Consider the following 15,789-nt stretch of genomic DNA (forward strand, 5'->3'; position numbering starts at 1 on the left):
AAGGCTGATTAATACATCAGCCTTCTCGTTTTCTATTTTTATTTTATAAAATTTAATAATTCGGTATTGAATTTTTCTAACTCTTCAATAAATAAAGCGTGACCACTTTTTTCGAAAGGTACTAATTTGGAATTTTTAATGCCTTTGTTCATTTGTTCTGCTAATTCATAAGAACAAATTTTATCTAACTTACCTTGTAAGATCAATGTTGGAATATTAATTTTTTTCAAATCATCACGCAAATCACTATCTCTTAACGTTTTTAAACCTTCGGCCATAGCATATGGAGAAGCTTGTGCTTGAATAGTTCCTAACCAAGCACCTTGACCGGCAGAAACGCTTGTTTCATTAGCAGGGAAAATGGTTCCGAAATTGGCTAATAATTGAGGTCTGTTGGTATTGTTCAAATTAATTAAACCATTTACATCTTCTTTTGTCCAAAAGCCAAAATTGAAATCGGCCCTTTTAGTCCAAATTGGAGCAGCTGCGCCAAACAAAGCCATTTTAGAAACATGAGCCGCTTTATATTTTGCCACATAATGTAACACTGTTGCTCCGCCCATAGAAAAACCACCAATAGTTGCATTTTCTATTTTAAGTTGGTCCAAAACTACTTTGATATCATCTGCAAAAACATCATAATTGTATTTTCCAGCAGGCTTATCTGATAAGCCAAAACCCCTCAAAGTAATTCCTATTACTCTGTATCCTTTTTCAATGAAATAAGCATACTGATATTCGTACATCGCATCGCTTAATGGCCATCCATGTATTAAAACGACAGGTTGCCCTTCGCCTAGATCTGTTACGTGTAGTTTTACATTTTTTTCTACTTCTATATATTCTGCTCTGCCAAAAGAAGCTGGTGTTCTTTTTTCTTGTGAAAATGCTTCTGTACTTGTTACTATTGTAATAAATAGTCCTATTGATAAAATTAAATTTTTCATGATTTTAAACTTTTAAATTGTTAATTTTTTTATTTGATAAGGCAAATTTGAAGTGAAATGAGTTGCAAATCAATGGATGCTTTTCGTTTTACATTGCACTTTTTTCCTTGTTATGCGTTAATAAATTCAAGAATGTGTTTGTTGATGGTTTCGGCTTCTGTAGTTGGCATACCATGAGAGAAACCAGGATAGATAATTAACTTTCCGTTTTGCAATAATTCGGCAGCTTTTACAGCAGTAGTTTCATAAGGTACAATTTGGTCATCATCGCCGTGCAACACTAAAACAGGAATGGTTACGCTTTTTAAATCATCTGTAAAATCAGTTTCAGAAAACACTTCAATACAATCGTATTGCGCTTTGATGCCACCCATCATTCCTTGTCTCCACCAATTGTCTTGAATACTTTTTTTAATTTCAACACCATCGCGATTAAATCCAAAGAAAGGAACGGTTAAATCATTGTAAAATTGAGCTCGGTTGTGTCTTGTATTGTGTCGAATATCATCAAAAACTGACATAGGCACACCGTTTGGATTGTTTTCATCGGCCACCATGTAAGGAGTGATAGCACTAATCAGAACTACTTTTGCTACTCGACCATTTCCGTGTTGTGCTGCGTAACGAATAGCCTCACCGCCCCCGGTTGAATGTCCAACGTGAATTACGTTTTTCAAATCTAAAAACGCTACCAATTCAGCTACATCAGCTGCATAAGTATTCATATCATTTCCTTGGAACGTTTGCGTAGAACGGCCATGTCCGCGTCGGTCGTGTGCAATTACTCTAAATCCTTTTTCTAAGAAAAACATAATCTGTGCATCCCAATCGTCTGATGATAATGGCCAACCATGATGAAAAAATATTGGTTGTCCGCTTCCTAAATCTTTGAAATAAATTTCTGTTCCGTCTTTAACTGTTAACTTGTTCATAATTTTAAATTTTAAATTGTTAGTGCTATTTGATAAAGCAAAGTTGCGTCAAATAGGAAAGGGCAACAATGGACAGTTTTCGCTTTGCATTGCACTTTTTTCTCATTTTGCATAAAAAAGCTGAATTTTAGCAATTTAAAAGGGGTATAATTGTTAATTAAACAGAAAAAGCACGACAATAATGCCGTGCTTTTTTGAATATTTATCTCCTCTATTTGAGAAGTTTGCAATTATTAGTTTTTAGTAGAAAGTAAGCGTTGTTTCAGTTCAGGAAAACGAACAAAAGCGGTTACCCATAATAGAATTTGAAAAATGACGGCCATTATGATGGGTTGTTGATGCTGAAGATGTGTAACGATTGCTCCACCCAAATAAGCAATTAGCAAAAGAGTACCTAAAACGGCAGTTCTAGGAATGAGAAAAAGTACCAAAGAAATGATTTCCACAAGACCAATGATTTTATAGGTAGCAGCATCTATTCCAAACGATGCAGCTTGTGCTATTGCCGTTTCATTTAGTATAATTTTCATAAAAGCACTCATTGAGAATACAAACGCTAGACCAATAGTCATTACCCACCCAATGATTGTAATTGTTTTTTGTGACATAATTTTAAATTTTAAATTGAAATGCAAATCTGAGAAATATTGCTATACCTTTGTTATCTGTTACAAAAAGGATAGTACTTACTAAAAGAATAGTATATGAAAGAACATACTCCAGAAAGTTGCTCAAAAGCCAGGATGGCCATAAAAGATACATTAGATGTTGTGGGAGGAAAATGGAAATTGGTATTGATTTCGGTATTAAGAAGTGGAAAAAAAGGTTTTAATGAATTATCAAGAGATGCTGGAATATCTCCCCGGATCCTATCTAAAGAATTACACGAAATGCAAATGAATGGATTAGTAAGCCGCACAGTTAATGATACAAAACCTGTAACAGTACAATATGAATTGACCGAATATAGTAGGACATTAGATAAGGTTTTATCGTCGATGGAAGAATGGGGAATAAACCATAGAAGAAAGATTGTTTCAATATAAATAGTGCAATAAAACAGGGTAAGCAATTTTCAAAAGCATGCCTATTTTAAATATGCATCAAAATTAGCTAATGATTTAGAATTGCTTTCTGAATGAAACTGGAGACAAACCTGTGTGCTTGGTAAAAAAACGAATAAAATAAGCATCATCTTCATAATTGAGACTGTATGCAATTTCCTTAACCGTCATTTTAGTATGCGCTAGAAGACGTTTACTTTCTAGTATTATTCGGTCTTTGATAATATCGTTTGGAGTACTTTTGCTAATTAAACTTATTTTTTTACTGAGGTTTTTTGGCGTTACAAATAACAGTTCGGCATAATCTGCAACGGTATGAAGTGTCTTGTAATGCGTTTCAACTAGTTTACTAAACTTTCTTAAAAACTGCACATCATTGTGTTGGGTACTTTCCTCTAATTGATGTTGCTGCTTCCAAATTCGGGTTGACTTAAGAATAATGAGTTTCAATAATATTCGAAGCATTTCTTCAGTATTTGCATCAACATTATTCATCTCAATTTTGATTTCTTGAATGATATTTTGAACATCCCTCGACTGAGTATCATCTAATTTAACAAATGGAATTTCAAAAACATTATTATACAAAATCCCATCGCAAGCAACTTCTTGATCATGTATTTCGATACAATAAAAATCTCTATTAAAGTAAATTAGCTTACCATTGATGGTTTCACATGGTTTTACAATCACTTTTGGGTTAATGAACAATAAGGCATCGGTTTCCATAGTAAATTCTTTAAAATCTACTTGAATAGTGGCATTTTTTGGGATAAATAGAATTTTAATATGTTCCGATATCGAATTGAATGGCGTTTCTTCAATTGCTTTTTTACTGAATTCAATATTCCCAAATTGTTTATAGGAAAATTCTTTTAGCATGATTTAAGTTAGGGTTTAATTTATTCGATGAGCTTAAATTTACTTTCAAATAAAACTAAGTATTTTGAACCATAAAAAAATGCCTAATCTTTTCAGAATAGGCATTTTAGAAAAATATTTGTTTCGCAAAACACAATCTCCTTTAATGAAGTTGATTTTATTTTAAAGTTACTGTCTCAATAAACTCGTGATTTTTAGATTTTATTAAAAAAGTAAGTTGTTTTGCATCAGTTTTACTAATGTTGAATTTTTTAACTGCATTAACTTTACTAGCAAAAGATTTTGAGTACATCTCATCGTTATATTCGTTAAAAATTAAAACTTCTACCGGACCATGAGGAACATACTTCATATCAATAGTTACAAAATCTGCATCTTTAATTAAAATTGGTTTAAAAAATTCGGTAACAATTGGATCAGAAATTAAGGTTTTACCTTTAAAAATATTTACCTCATATTCTATTAACTTCTCTTCATTTTCTAATTTGATAATGTAGTTGCCATCAGGAAAAGCTTCTAAATTATATGTTTTTGTTGTAGCCTTATCAGTTTTAATATTTTGTTCGTAAATAATGCCATCATTTAAGCTATAAATTGACAAATTTATTTTTTGAGCCTCATCTAATGAAAAAATAAGCGATTTTTCATTCTCGGATTTAACTTTTACCGTAATATTCGCATCATCAGCAAAAGCGATAGTAGAAAATAACACAAAAGCTAAAATCAAACTGTTTTTTAATAGATTTTTCATAATATTTTTCGTTTAAATGAATAGTAAAATATTTACATTACAAATGTAGTTATCGAAATATCTATTATTTTATGTCATATTCACCAATTTGTATGCTATATTAACCCATTTAATAAAAATTTTAAATAATATTAACAATACAACATATTTTTTATGTTAATTTTACATTAAATGAAAACATTAAAACCAAGTTTCGAAATTGTTGAACCTTCTTTTGGTAGTTCTTTCTCTTATTCAAAATTTAACGAGAACACCAACAATAAGGCGCATGTATGGCATTATCATCCAGAAGTTGAAATGGTTTTTGTAAATGGAGGTTCGGGTAAAAGGCAAATTGGTAGCCATATTTCGTATTATACTGAGGGAGATTTAATTTTAATTGGAAGTAATTTACCTCACTGCGGTTTTACAAGCGAGACAACAGGAAATAAAAATGAGGTGGTGATACAAATGCTTCCAGATTTTTTAGGTAAAGATTTTTTAACCTTAAAAGAAACCAAAGGCATTGCTAATTTATTTGAGAAAGCTAAATATGGTATAGCCTTTGGCAAAGACACCATGAAATTGGTTGGACCGATTTTGCAAAAAATGAGCAACTTATGGTCTTTTGAAAAATTATTGGCTTTGCTATCTGTTTTAAAAGAACTAGAGCAAGCCTCAGATTATACCATATTAAATGCACAGCATTTTTCGCTAGAAATGCAGGTACAAGATAATGATAGAATTAACATGGTATTTAATTATGTAAAAGATCATTTTCAAGAAGAGATTAGTTTAGAAGATATTGCAGAACGAGCCAGCATGACCGTGCCATCGTTTTGCAGGTATTTTAAAAAGATGACCAAAAAAACTTTTACCAAGTTTGTAAACGAATACAGAATTGTACATGCATCGAAACTATTGGCAGAAAAACCGATTAGTATTGCCATTGTGAGTTACGAAAGCGGGTTCCATAATTTTAGTCACTTTAATAAATTATTTAAAGAATTTACTGGCAAAAGTGCCTTGCAATATCGCAAGGAATTAAAATCGGTCATTAAGTAGTTTGTTGAGTTGGCAGTTGGCAGTTGGCAGTTTGCACTTACCGAAAAGCACAAACCATTGTTCAATAAACCTTATCGCAGCGGTATCTCCCGATTTTCATCGGGAATAATAGCGGAGAGAAGGACTGTAGTTACGGAAAAGCTTGATCCTTTCATTTTCAAAAACAATTGAACTTAGCAACTTTTCAACATTCAAACTTTTCAATCTCCCAACAATTAAAAAATTCCTATTTTCGTGCCAATGGAAAATTTTATTGTTTCGGCTCGTAAATATCGCCCGGCTACGTTTGAAACCGTAGTTGGGCAGCAGCATATTACCGGAACTTTACAAAATGCCATTAAAAACAACCAATTAGCCCAAGCTTTTCTGTTTTGCGGACCGCGTGGAGTTGGAAAAACTACTTGTGCCCGTATTTTGGCCAAAACCATTAATTGCACCAATTTAACACCAGAACAAGAGGCTTGCGGAACTTGCGAAAGTTGTGTTTCGTTTCAAAGCGGCAACTCTTTTAATTTCCATGAATTGGATGCGGCATCTAACAATTCTGTTGATGACATTAGAAGTTTAATTGAGCAGGTTCGGATACCACCACAAGCTGGCAAGTACAAAATTTATATCATAGATGAGGTTCACATGCTTTCGCAAAGTGCGTTTAACGCCTTTTTGAAAACTTTAGAAGAACCACCCAGTTATGCAATATTTATTTTAGCAACTACCGAAAAACATAAAATTTTACCAACCATTTTATCTCGTTGTCAGATTTTTGATTTTAACAGGATACAAGTTGAGGACATTGCTGGTCACCTAAACAAGATTGCGATACGCGAAGGTATTGCTGTTGAAGCTGATGGTTTGCACATTATTGCGCAAAAAGCGGATGGCGGTTTGCGTGATGCGCTTTCGATGTTTGATCAGATTGTAAGTTATACCAATAAAAACTTAACCTACAAATCTGTTATCGATAACCTAAATATTTTAGATTACGATTATTATTTTAAACTTACCGATTATTTAAGCAATGGCGATGTAAGCCAGGCTTTGCTTTTATTTAACGAAATTTTAAATAATGGTTTTGATGGCAATAACTTTATTAACGGCTTAGCCAGTCACTTTAGAAATTTATTGGTGGCTAAAGATGCGCAGACTGTTCAGCTTTTAGAGGTTAGTGAAAATATAAAGCAAAAATATTTAACGCAAAGCAAAACTGCCGACTTAGGTTTTATTTTAACAGCCCTAAATTTAGCCAACGCTTGTGATTTAATTTATAAAAACAGTAAAAATCAACGGCTGCAGGTAGAGCTCTCGCTCATTAAAATGTGCCACGTTAATTCGGTAATACAACTTGCAAACCAACCTACAGCAACTGACTTAGATCAGGATAAAAAAAAAACTTTAAATAGGTCTGAAAGTCGAGAAGTTGGGAAGTCGGAAAGTCGGGAAGATGGGAAGACCGAAAGTCAGAAAGTAGGGAAGTCGGAAAGTCGGGAAGATGGAAAGTTGGAAATTGGAGAAAATCTGTCTTCAAAACCTCAGCCATCAATTGAGGCATTGCCTGATCACATTAGCATTCCTCCGCCAACTAAAGCTCCAGAACTTACACCAAAACCAGTTGGTGGCTTACCAAGTGTTGGGTCTATAAAGATACAGCCAGTTCATGCAAAAAATGCAGCTTCGTTAATCCCATCGCTGACAGATTTAGAACGCATTGCAACAGGCGATGAAGAAAAAGGGCCACAATTAATTTCGGGAAACGAAAAGCAGCCATTTACCGACAAACAGTTTTTAGAACTTTGGAAAGTTTATACTCAAAAGGCAAATGATGAGCATAAAATTCATTTGTTTACCTTAATGAATAACGAACCTATTATTGAGGGAACAAACATTACGGTTCTGGTAGAAAATTCTGCTTTAGAAAGCACTTTACAAAATGAAAAAGTTGATATACTGAATTTTTTGAGAAGCAGTTTGAAGAATTTTGATATCCAACTTAACAGCAAAAGAGCTGAAAATAATACAAAAAAGCGGATTTATACCAACAAAGATAAGTATACTCACTTGGTTGATAAAAATCCGCAATTAGAAGAATTAAGAAAAAGGTTTAATCTTGATATTAATCCTTAATCAGTTCACAGTTTCCAATTCTCAATTGTCAAACTGAAAACTGCCAACTGTTAACTGTTAACTGGCGTATCGTTTTTAGGGTAACCTTCTTCATCTAAATCGTCTCTAAAGTCTTCTTCTGTTCTGGCTAAAAGTTCATCTTCAGGATCTAGCAATACACTTTCACCTTTGGTATCGATGTGCATTCCTAATTCATCTAACTTATCATTAACCTTTTCTTCATCTGTGGCATATTCATCACCAACGTAAGGATTAGCTTCATCGAATGTTGAGTTATCGTCTACTGCTCCTGTTGGTACAGTTTCATAAGGCATTGGGTGATCATAATCTTTGTCCTCCCCTTTTACATCGAACTCGTAACTCTGTTTGTCTTTGTCGAAAGACAAATCATTAAAATCTTTGGTTTCACCCAAATCACTCGGATGTAATTTATCGTTGGCTGGTTTTGGTTGATTTTGATTATCTGTGCTCATAATTTCCATGTTTTAGTATGAATATAACGAAGTGGATATTCTATTTGTTTGAGAATTTTTTTGCGTATGATGGATATTGAATTAACCACAGATAAAAAGGAAAACACAGATTTTCGAATTAGATATAAAATCTGTGTTCATCTGTGTGTATCTGTGTTTAAAACAAATAAGTGGTGGCTTGTCAGTGCTAATGCTTTTTTAAATTAAGTTTAGATAACAAATAGATAGGAATTCCTCGTTCCCCGGAATGACAAAAAGTGAATTAAAAATACATTAGTTTAAAAACAAAAAAGTCGTGGATAGATAATACAATTAGCAAATCATCTTTTTACCACATAGGTAGATAGCAAACATAGGTTTTAGATTTGATAGAGAATTAACCACAGATAAAAAGGATGAACACAGATTTTCGAATTAGATATAAAATCTGTGTTCATTGGTGTGTATCTGTGGTTAAAACAAAAAAGTCGTAGCGAGATGCTACGACTAATATTTTGATTGGCTGGTGGGGACACCAGCCAAGTTTTTGAATTGATAAGCAAAAACTATGAATTAACCTTTGCGATCTTTGTTTCTTTGTGGTTAATAAATTACAAACTTGCCAAAGTATTATTTAACGTTTCACTTGGGCGCATCGCTTTAAATGCCAACTCATCATTTGGATGATAGTAGCCACCAATTTCTTGATGTTTGCCTTGCGAAGCAATTAACTCCTCAGCAATTTTAGCTTCATTATCTGTTAAAGCTTTTGCTAAAGGTGCAAATCTAGCTTGTAATTCAGCATCTTTTGTTTGGTTTGCCAATTCTTGTGCCCAATATAAAGCCAAGTAAAAATGAGAACCACGGTTATCAACTGTACCCAATTTTCTACCTGGCGATTTATCATTTGCCAAGAATAAAGCATTTGCTTCATCCAATGCATCAGCTAAAACTTGCGCTTTAGGATTATTTTGTGTTTGAGCCAAATGCTCTAAAGAAGCTTGTAAGGCTAAAAATTCACCTAATGAATCCCAACGTAAATATCCTTCTTCAATAAACTGTTCAATGTGTTTTGGAGCAGAACCACCAGCACCAGTTTCAAATAAACCACCGCCATTCATTAAAGGCACAATAGATAACATTTTTGCAGAAGTTCCTAATTCTAAAATCGGGAATAAATCTGTTAAATAATCACGTAATACGTTACCAGTAACTGAAATCGTATCCTGACCTTTTCTAATTCTTTCTAAAGTGTATTTTGTAGCTTCAACCGGAGCAAGGATTTGAATATCTAATCCATTGGTATCATGATCAGCTAGGTATTTTTTCACTTTTGCAATAATCTGGCTATCGTGAGCTCTGTTTTCATCTAACCAAAAAATAGCTGGAGTTTCTGATAAGCGAGCTCTATTAACAGCTAATTTTACCCAATCTTGTATCGGCGCATCTTTAGTTTGGCACATGCGGAAAATATCTCCAGTTTGCACTTTCTGATCAAAGAAAACTTTACCATCAGCATCAGTTACACGGATAGTTCCATTTGCTTTTGCTTGGAAAGTTTTATCATGCGAACCATACTCTTCTGCTTTTTGTGCCATTAAGCCCACATTAGGTACTGAACCCATTGTGGTCACATCAAAAGCACCATTTGCTTTACAATCATCAATTGTTGCTGTGTAAACACCAGCATAACAACGATCTGGAATTAAAGCTGTTGTATCTTGAGGTTTACCTGCTGCGTTCCACATTTGGCCAGATGTACGGATCATTGCCGGCATAGAAGCATCTACAATCACATCACTTGGTACATGTAGATTGGTTATTCCTTTATCAGAATTAACCATTGCCAAAGCTGGCCCGTTTGCAATAGCTGCTGCTAATGCCGCCTCTACTTCTTCTTGTTGCGCATGACCAGCAATTTTTGCATACACATCGCCTAAACCATTGCTAGTTTCTATATTTAATTCTTTAAATAAATCAGCATATTTTGTAAACACATCTGCAAAATAAACTTCTACAATTGCGCCAAAAATTAGCGGATCAGAAACTTTCATCATCGTAGCTTTTAAGTGAGCCGATAACAAAGTTCCTTCTGCTCTTGTAGCTTCAATTTCTTTCGCTACAAATGTTTTTAAAGCACTTAAACTTAAAGCCGAACAGTCAATAACTTCACCTGCCTTTAAATTAGCTAAACCTTTCAATTCACTTACCACTCCATCTTCTGCCACAAATTCGATTTTAAATTGAGTAGCATCTTCAACAGTTACAGATTTCTCAGAACCATAAAAATCACCTTCGCTCATGCTAGCTACACGTGTTTTAGAATCTGCCGACCAAGCTCCCATCGAGTGTGGATTTACTTTTGCATAATTTTTAACCGCTTTTGGCGCTCTACGATCTGAGTTACCCTCACGTAAAACTGGGTTAACAGCCGAACCTAAAACCTTACCATATTTTGCTTTAATGGCTTTTTCTTCATCAGTTTTTGCATTATCCGGATAGTTAGGCAAAGCATAACCTTGCGCTTGTAATTCTGTAATGGCATCAACCAATTGCGGAATTGAAGCAGATATATTTGGTAATTTAATGATGTTAGCTTCTGGAGTTGTTGCCAAAGCACCAAGTTCTGCCAAAGCATCACCAATTTTTTGATCGTCTTTTAAATATTCTGGGAAGTTTGCTAAAATTCTTCCAGCTAATGAAATATCTCTGGTTTCTACAGCTATGCCTGCCGAAGCTGTAAAAGCTTGTACAATTGGAAGTAGAGAATAGGTTGCCAACATTGGCGCTTCATCTGTTTTGGTATAGATAATCTTAGAAGTATTCGACATAATTTTTATATTTATTTAAGTAGAATTAACCAAATAACTTAGCAATTCTTAAAATCGCCTAAAGATAAAAGAAACCATTGAAATTAAAGACATTGAATTGTTAATTATAGATTTAGAGCTCGATTTATAAATACCCGTCGCTCAATCTCGCCTCGGTTCGCCGCCATGCCTTGCTCTTAATGCTACAGAATTAGAATTGATTTTTTTAAAAAGCAAGGTTCGGTATTTCATAGGTTACGAAAGTCCTGCCATCCGCTTTACTCCGTTGGCAACCACAAGGGTTGCACTACGTGCTCGCTGCTGTCAGGTTTATTATAGTAAGGTTAACCTAAGTAACCTAGACCCGACAAAGCGAAAAGCCCACAGGTGAGGAACGAGCCGAGGACTTGTAGCGATGGCGGGACTGCTGTAACCGACGAGCAGTGCTTTTGCTCTTCAAAAAATTTAAAGAATGTAACGAACAATAGCAACTTAAAATCGTTTATCTTGGCAATCAATTTACGACGATGATCTCTAGCGAAAACCTGATCCTAAAACCACTAAACCACCAGCAGCTCATTAAATATATAGCTAATGATGGCTCGTTGGAACGAGAGCTTAAACTTAACCCAACCCAAAAAGAAATTACACCATCAATAAAAGAGGCTTTAGCAGAGACAATTTTACCTAATATGGATGATGCTGGCAAAAACCATCTATTTTTAACCCTTTGGGCTATAATTTTAAAAGCAGAAAGTAGAATGATTGGTGATATTTGCTTTGTTGGCGAACCCGCAGAAGATGGCGAGATTGAATTTGGTTATGCCATTTATGAAGATTATAGAAGGAAAGGCTACATGACCGAGGCTATTGCTTGTATAATTGAATGGGCAAAAAGACAAGACAATGTAAAATCTATTTTTGCACAAACAGCAAGGAATAATCAAGCATCATGGCGTATTTTAGCCAAAAATAATTTTGAAAAAGTTAGTGAAGATGAAGAGGAATTATTGAGTTGGAGGTTGAAGTTCTAAGTATTTGGTTAGTGGAGACACAAACCAGGGCATCCAAAAAAATAAACTCCGCAAGGGCTTTCAGCGCAACAAAATCAATACATGATTTTATTATGCAAAATTCAGAAAAACAACTTCTACATTTGGCTGTTAGATTATAATTATTAATCAAATTATGAAAAATCAATTCCTTTCTATTACACTTTCAACCGCTGTTATCCTTTTAGGTAGCGGTGTAAAATCTTATAGCCAAACAACACCTGCAGCAACTGTTAAAACTGGGGCAGGTATTACTGTAGCATTACCAGAGGCTGATACAAAAGCAAGTAAAACCAATTTTAGTAAGGTTGTGCCATGGCCAGAAGGCAAAACGCCAACTGCACCTGCTGGGTTTACAGTTACCAAATTTGCCGAAGGAATGAAAAGTCCGAGAAATATTGTAGTTGCACCAAATGGTGATGTAATTGTAGTATTATCGAACTCTCAACGAACTAAAGTTGAGCAAATTGCGAATGAAATAAGCGGTAAAGCAAAATCTGAAGTGCAAGGTAAAAGTGTAAATACAGTTATGCTATTTAGAGATGCCAATAAAGATGGCAAGCCAGAAATCATTTCTACCTTCTTAGCAGGATTAAATCAGCCTTTTGGAGCAGCATTTATTGGTAATTCATTTTATGTAGCCAATACAGATGGCATTTGGATGTATCCTTACAAAACTGGTGATACACAAATAACTGGTCAAGGCAAAAAGATTTTAGAATTACCTGCTGGAGGTTACAATAACCATTGGACTAGAAATTTAATTGTTAAACCAGATCAAAGCAAATTATATGTTTCTGTAGGTTCAGGTAGTAATGTTGCAGAAAAGGGTTTAGAAAATGAAATTAGAAGAGCTGCAATTTTAGAAGTTAATCCAGATGGTACTGGAGAAAAAATTTATGGTAGCGGTTTGCGTAATCCAGTTGGTATGGCTTGGGCTCCAGGCACAAATATGTTGTGGACAGCAGTAAACGAACGTGATGGATTGGGAGATGATTTAGTGCCAGATTATATTACTAGCGTTAAAGAAGGTGCTTTTTATGGATGGCCATTCTCTTATTTCGGACAAAATGAAGATCCTCGTTTAAAAGGGCAAGCACCAGAATTGGTTGCTAAAGCTTTGGTTCCTGATGTACCAATGGGCGCACATACTGCATCTTTAGGTTTAGCTTTTTATACGGCTAAAAAATTTCCAGCTAAATATCAAGGTGGTGCATTTATCGGGCAACACGGATCATGGAACCGTTCACAATTTGTTGGATATAAAGTTGCATTCGTTCCATTTAAAAATGGCAAACCAAGTGGCAAAATCGAAGACTTTCTAACTGGCTTTATTAAAGACGAAAAAGAAGTTTATGGTAAACCTGTTGGTGTAGCAGTAGCACAAGATGGAGCTTTATTGGTTGCAGATGATGTTAGCGGAATTATTTGGAGAGTTGCTGCAAAGTAAAATCATTTGTCTTTCTGAGCTTGTCGAATAATATTTACTAAATTTTCGACAAGCTCAACTTAAATAATCCAAACCGTCATTTCCAACGAGGAACGAGGAGAAATCTGTTGATTGTGAATAAGATTTTTCTCCATTTTAAGAGCTATTTCAGCCGTCCCTCACTCAAATCTGACGAAATAAAAATTGAAACTTGAAAAAAATATTATTCGCTCTCTTATTTCTTATCAATATTAGCGCATCTGCTCAAACAGACACCATAAAACGCCTTAATGAAGTAAGAGTAAAAGGTTACTACAATCCACAGCCATTACTAAGAGCATTGGGTGCGGTGAGTTTGTTAGATAGCAATCAGATAAAAAATCAACCTTCAAATTCACTAGTAAGCTTAGTAAATACTTCACCTGGAGTGAGAATGGAAGAACGTTCTCCAGGTAGTTACCGATTATCTCTTCGTGGCAGCCTATTAAGATCACCTTTTGGCATCAGAAATGTTAAAATCTATTTTGATGATTTCCCACTAACTGATGCAGGTGGAAATACCTATCTAAACTCTTTAGATATGATTGGCATTAGTAGTTTAGAGATTTATAAAGGTCCGGAAGCTAGTATTTTCGGCGCAAATACAGGTGGCGCTTTGTTGATCAATTCCGTGTTAAAAAACAAAAATGAATTGAGCTTGTCAACTACCGCAGGTTCTTATGGATTGTTTCATCAAACGGCAAGTATCAGTCAAAGCCTTAAAAATTACAGCTTTAATTTAACTGGCGGATATCAGCAGAGCGATGGCTATAGAGCAAATAGTGCGCTCAAAAGACGATATATTCAAACTTCACATGATTGGGATTACCGCGTAAAAGGAAAATTAAAAGCGCTAATTTTTTATAGCGATTTATATTACCAAACACCTGGTGGATTAACCGCAGCACAGTTTGCAAATAACCCAAAAGCAGCACGACCAGCTACAGCAACCTTACCCGGCGCTATTGTACAACAAGCGGGCATTTATAACAAAACTTTTTTTGCTGGACTATCAAATACTTATGCCTTAAACCAACATTTCAATCATGTTTTAGCACTATTTTATTCTAATACAGATTTTGAAAATCCTTTTATTACCAATTATGAAAAGCGGAAAGAAAACACTATAGGGTTAAGGTCTTTTGTAGAATTTACTACAATTACAGATCATGTTAAATATAACATTCAAGGTGGCGTAGAAAGCTCAAGCACCAATACAAGTGTTAACAATTTTGCAAATGCACAAGGGATTGCTACCAATTTAATTGCTTCTGATGATTTAAGAGCCAACCAGACTTTTGGGTTTTTGAAGTTAAATTTTGATATCGATAAAAAACTTCTGGTAGAACTTGCCTCAAGTTTAAACTTCTTTAATTACAACTATGAAAGTTTCTTCCCTGTTGCAGTTGCAGAGAAAAACAGAAACTTTTCGGCCCGATTGATGCCTAAGTTTGCTGCCTCTTATCTTTTTAATGAAACCATAAGTGTTAGAACTTCAATCAGCAAAGGTTATTCCCCTCCTACCCTAGCCGAAGTTAGATCATCAGATAACATCATCAATAATAATTTACAAGCCGAAGCTGGATGGAATTACGAAGCTGGTTTACGTTATCAAACCAAAAACAAAATGTTAAATATTGATGGTAATATTTTTTACTTCAATCTAAGAGATGCCATTGTAAGAAGATTAAATGAAAATGATACGGAATTCTTTATCAACGCTGGAGGCACAAAACAGTTAGGCACTGAATTAGAAAGCAGTTTATGGCTAATTAAGAGAGAAGATAAATCATTTTTAAATGGCCTTTTACTAAGAAATAGTTTTGCGTATAGCCATTTCAAATTTGATCAATTTCAAAATGCAGGAAATGACTTTTCAGGAAATGAGTTAACTGGTGTACCAAAGCATACTGTGGTAAGCAGCTTAGAAATGAATTTTATTAAAGGATTTTATCTTTTTGCTCAACACAATTATACTTCAAGCATCCCTTTAAATGATGCAAACACTGCCTTTGCAGACAAATATCATTTAGCAGATCTTAAAACCGGAATTAGAAATCTTAATATTGGCAAAATAGCTTTAGATGTTTCTTTCGGTATAAACAATTTACTTAATCAAACTTATAGTTTGGGCAATGATTTAAATGCTGCTGCAAATCGTTATTTTAATCCAGCTATGAAAAGAAATTATTATGCAAATATTAGATTAACACTATAAAAATCTAAAATCATTGAGACTTTCCGCTACTTCAAAACGAGCTCTTTC

At 34.4% G+C, this 15,789-nt stretch carries 13 protein-coding genes; 6 read left to right on the forward strand and 7 right to left on the reverse strand.

Annotated elements, in window-relative coordinates; translation table 11 throughout:
- Positions 1-38 precede the first annotated feature (38 nt).
- The 3 genes from AC07XU_RS01040 to AC07XU_RS01050 all read right to left on the reverse strand — a co-directional run bounded on the left by AC07XU_RS01040 (position 39) and on the right by AC07XU_RS01050 (position 2,487).
- On the reverse strand, positions 39-947 hold the full coding sequence (locus AC07XU_RS01040; RefSeq protein ID WP_494941766.1) for an alpha/beta fold hydrolase: 909 nt from the start codon (positions 945-947) through the stop codon (positions 39-41).
- A gap of 110 nt (positions 948-1,057) precedes the next feature.
- Positions 1,058-1,879 carry an alpha/beta fold hydrolase gene (locus tag AC07XU_RS01045; protein ID WP_494941767.1) on the reverse strand — a complete coding sequence of 274 codons (822 nt, stop codon included), beginning with the start codon at positions 1,877-1,879 and terminating at the stop codon, positions 1,058-1,060.
- Positions 1,880-2,112: 233 nt separating this feature from the next.
- The gene (locus tag AC07XU_RS01050) at positions 2,113-2,487 is read right to left on the reverse strand and encodes a DoxX family protein (RefSeq protein ID WP_494941768.1); all 375 of its coding nucleotides are present in this window, start codon (positions 2,485-2,487) and stop codon (positions 2,113-2,115) included.
- A gap of 96 nt (positions 2,488-2,583) precedes the next feature.
- On the opposite strand from AC07XU_RS01050, the gene AC07XU_RS01055 reads away from it, so the two are divergent.
- On the forward strand, positions 2,584-2,925 hold the full coding sequence (locus AC07XU_RS01055; protein WP_494941769.1) for a winged helix-turn-helix transcriptional regulator: 342 nt from the start codon (positions 2,584-2,586) through the stop codon (positions 2,923-2,925).
- Between the two features lie 75 nt (positions 2,926-3,000).
- On the opposite strand, the gene AC07XU_RS01060 is transcribed toward AC07XU_RS01055, so the two are convergent.
- Positions 3,001-3,825 carry a helix-turn-helix domain-containing protein gene (locus AC07XU_RS01060; protein WP_494941770.1) on the reverse strand — a complete coding sequence of 275 codons (825 nt, stop codon included), beginning with the start codon at positions 3,823-3,825 and terminating at the stop codon, positions 3,001-3,003.
- 157 nt (positions 3,826-3,982) lie between these two features.
- Positions 3,983-4,576, reverse strand: a complete 594-nt coding sequence (locus AC07XU_RS01065; RefSeq protein ID WP_494941771.1) for a T9SS type A sorting domain-containing protein — start codon at positions 4,574-4,576, stop codon at positions 3,983-3,985.
- Positions 4,577-4,747: 171 nt separating this feature from the next.
- Between AC07XU_RS01065 and AC07XU_RS01070 the strand changes: the two genes are divergently transcribed.
- Both AC07XU_RS01070 and AC07XU_RS01075 read left to right on the forward strand, forming a co-directional pair.
- A complete protein-coding gene (locus tag AC07XU_RS01070; RefSeq protein ID WP_494941772.1) occupies positions 4,748-5,620 on the forward strand; it encodes an AraC family transcriptional regulator in 873 nt (290 codons plus the stop codon).
- Between the two features lie 240 nt (positions 5,621-5,860).
- On the forward strand, positions 5,861-7,741 hold the full coding sequence (locus AC07XU_RS01075; protein WP_494941773.1) for a DNA polymerase III subunit gamma/tau: 1,881 nt from the start codon (positions 5,861-5,863) through the stop codon (positions 7,739-7,741).
- A gap of 50 nt (positions 7,742-7,791) precedes the next feature.
- Here the strand turns inward: AC07XU_RS01075 and AC07XU_RS01080 are convergent, their stop codons facing one another.
- Positions 7,792-8,214, reverse strand: coding sequence for a hypothetical protein (locus tag AC07XU_RS01080; RefSeq protein WP_494941774.1), 423 nt, complete (start codon positions 8,212-8,214; stop codon positions 7,792-7,794).
- Positions 8,215-8,804: 590 nt separating this feature from the next.
- Positions 8,805-11,024: an NADP-dependent isocitrate dehydrogenase gene (locus AC07XU_RS01085; protein WP_494941775.1), complete on the reverse strand. Its 2,220-nt coding sequence runs from the start codon at positions 11,022-11,024 to the stop codon at positions 8,805-8,807.
- Between the two features lie 506 nt (positions 11,025-11,530).
- Between AC07XU_RS01085 and AC07XU_RS01090 the strand changes: the two genes are divergently transcribed.
- The 3 genes from AC07XU_RS01090 to AC07XU_RS01100 all read left to right on the forward strand — a co-directional run bounded on the left by AC07XU_RS01090 (position 11,531) and on the right by AC07XU_RS01100 (position 15,741).
- On the forward strand, positions 11,531-12,037 hold the full coding sequence (locus AC07XU_RS01090) for a GNAT family N-acetyltransferase (protein WP_494941776.1): 507 nt from the start codon (positions 11,531-11,533) through the stop codon (positions 12,035-12,037).
- Positions 12,038-12,191: 154 nt separating this feature from the next.
- On the forward strand, positions 12,192-13,505 hold the full coding sequence (locus tag AC07XU_RS01095; RefSeq protein ID WP_494941777.1) for a PQQ-dependent sugar dehydrogenase: 1,314 nt from the start codon (positions 12,192-12,194) through the stop codon (positions 13,503-13,505).
- 190 nt (positions 13,506-13,695) lie between these two features.
- A complete protein-coding gene (locus AC07XU_RS01100) occupies positions 13,696-15,741 on the forward strand; it encodes a TonB-dependent receptor (RefSeq protein WP_494941778.1) in 2,046 nt (681 codons plus the stop codon).
- Positions 15,742-15,789: the final 48 nt, after the last annotated feature.

This window comes from Pedobacter sp. GW456-11-11-14-TSB4 (genome assembly GCF_059424425.1).

Excerpts from the sequence above, each read along its gene's own strand:
- AC07XU_RS01085 (WP_494941775.1), bottom strand. The coding sequence starts at position 11,024 with ATGTCGAATACTTCTAAGATTATCTATACCAAAACAGATGAAGCGCCA.
- AC07XU_RS01080 (WP_494941774.1), bottom strand. The coding sequence starts at position 8,214 with ATGAGCACAGATAATCAAAATCAACCAAAACCAGCCAACGATAAATTA.
- AC07XU_RS01095 (WP_494941777.1), top strand. The coding sequence starts at position 12,192 with ATGAAAAATCAATTCCTTTCTATTACACTTTCAACCGCTGTTATCCTT.
- AC07XU_RS01090 (WP_494941776.1), top strand. The coding sequence starts at position 11,531 with ATGATCTCTAGCGAAAACCTGATCCTAAAACCACTAAACCACCAGCAG.
- AC07XU_RS01075 (WP_494941773.1), top strand. The coding sequence starts at position 5,861 with ATGGAAAATTTTATTGTTTCGGCTCGTAAATATCGCCCGGCTACGTTT.
- AC07XU_RS01040 (WP_494941766.1), bottom strand. The coding sequence starts at position 947 with ATGAAAAATTTAATTTTATCAATAGGACTATTTATTACAATAGTAACA.
- AC07XU_RS01050 (WP_494941768.1), bottom strand. The coding sequence starts at position 2,487 with ATGTCACAAAAAACAATTACAATCATTGGGTGGGTAATGACTATTGGT.
- AC07XU_RS01065 (WP_494941771.1), bottom strand. The coding sequence starts at position 4,576 with ATGAAAAATCTATTAAAAAACAGTTTGATTTTAGCTTTTGTGTTATTT.
- AC07XU_RS01060 (WP_494941770.1), bottom strand. The coding sequence starts at position 3,825 with ATGCTAAAAGAATTTTCCTATAAACAATTTGGGAATATTGAATTCAGT.
- AC07XU_RS01070 (WP_494941772.1), top strand. The coding sequence starts at position 4,748 with ATGAAAACATTAAAACCAAGTTTCGAAATTGTTGAACCTTCTTTTGGT.
- AC07XU_RS01045 (WP_494941767.1), bottom strand. The coding sequence starts at position 1,879 with ATGAACAAGTTAACAGTTAAAGACGGAACAGAAATTTATTTCAAAGAT.
- AC07XU_RS01055 (WP_494941769.1), top strand. The coding sequence starts at position 2,584 with ATGAAAGAACATACTCCAGAAAGTTGCTCAAAAGCCAGGATGGCCATA.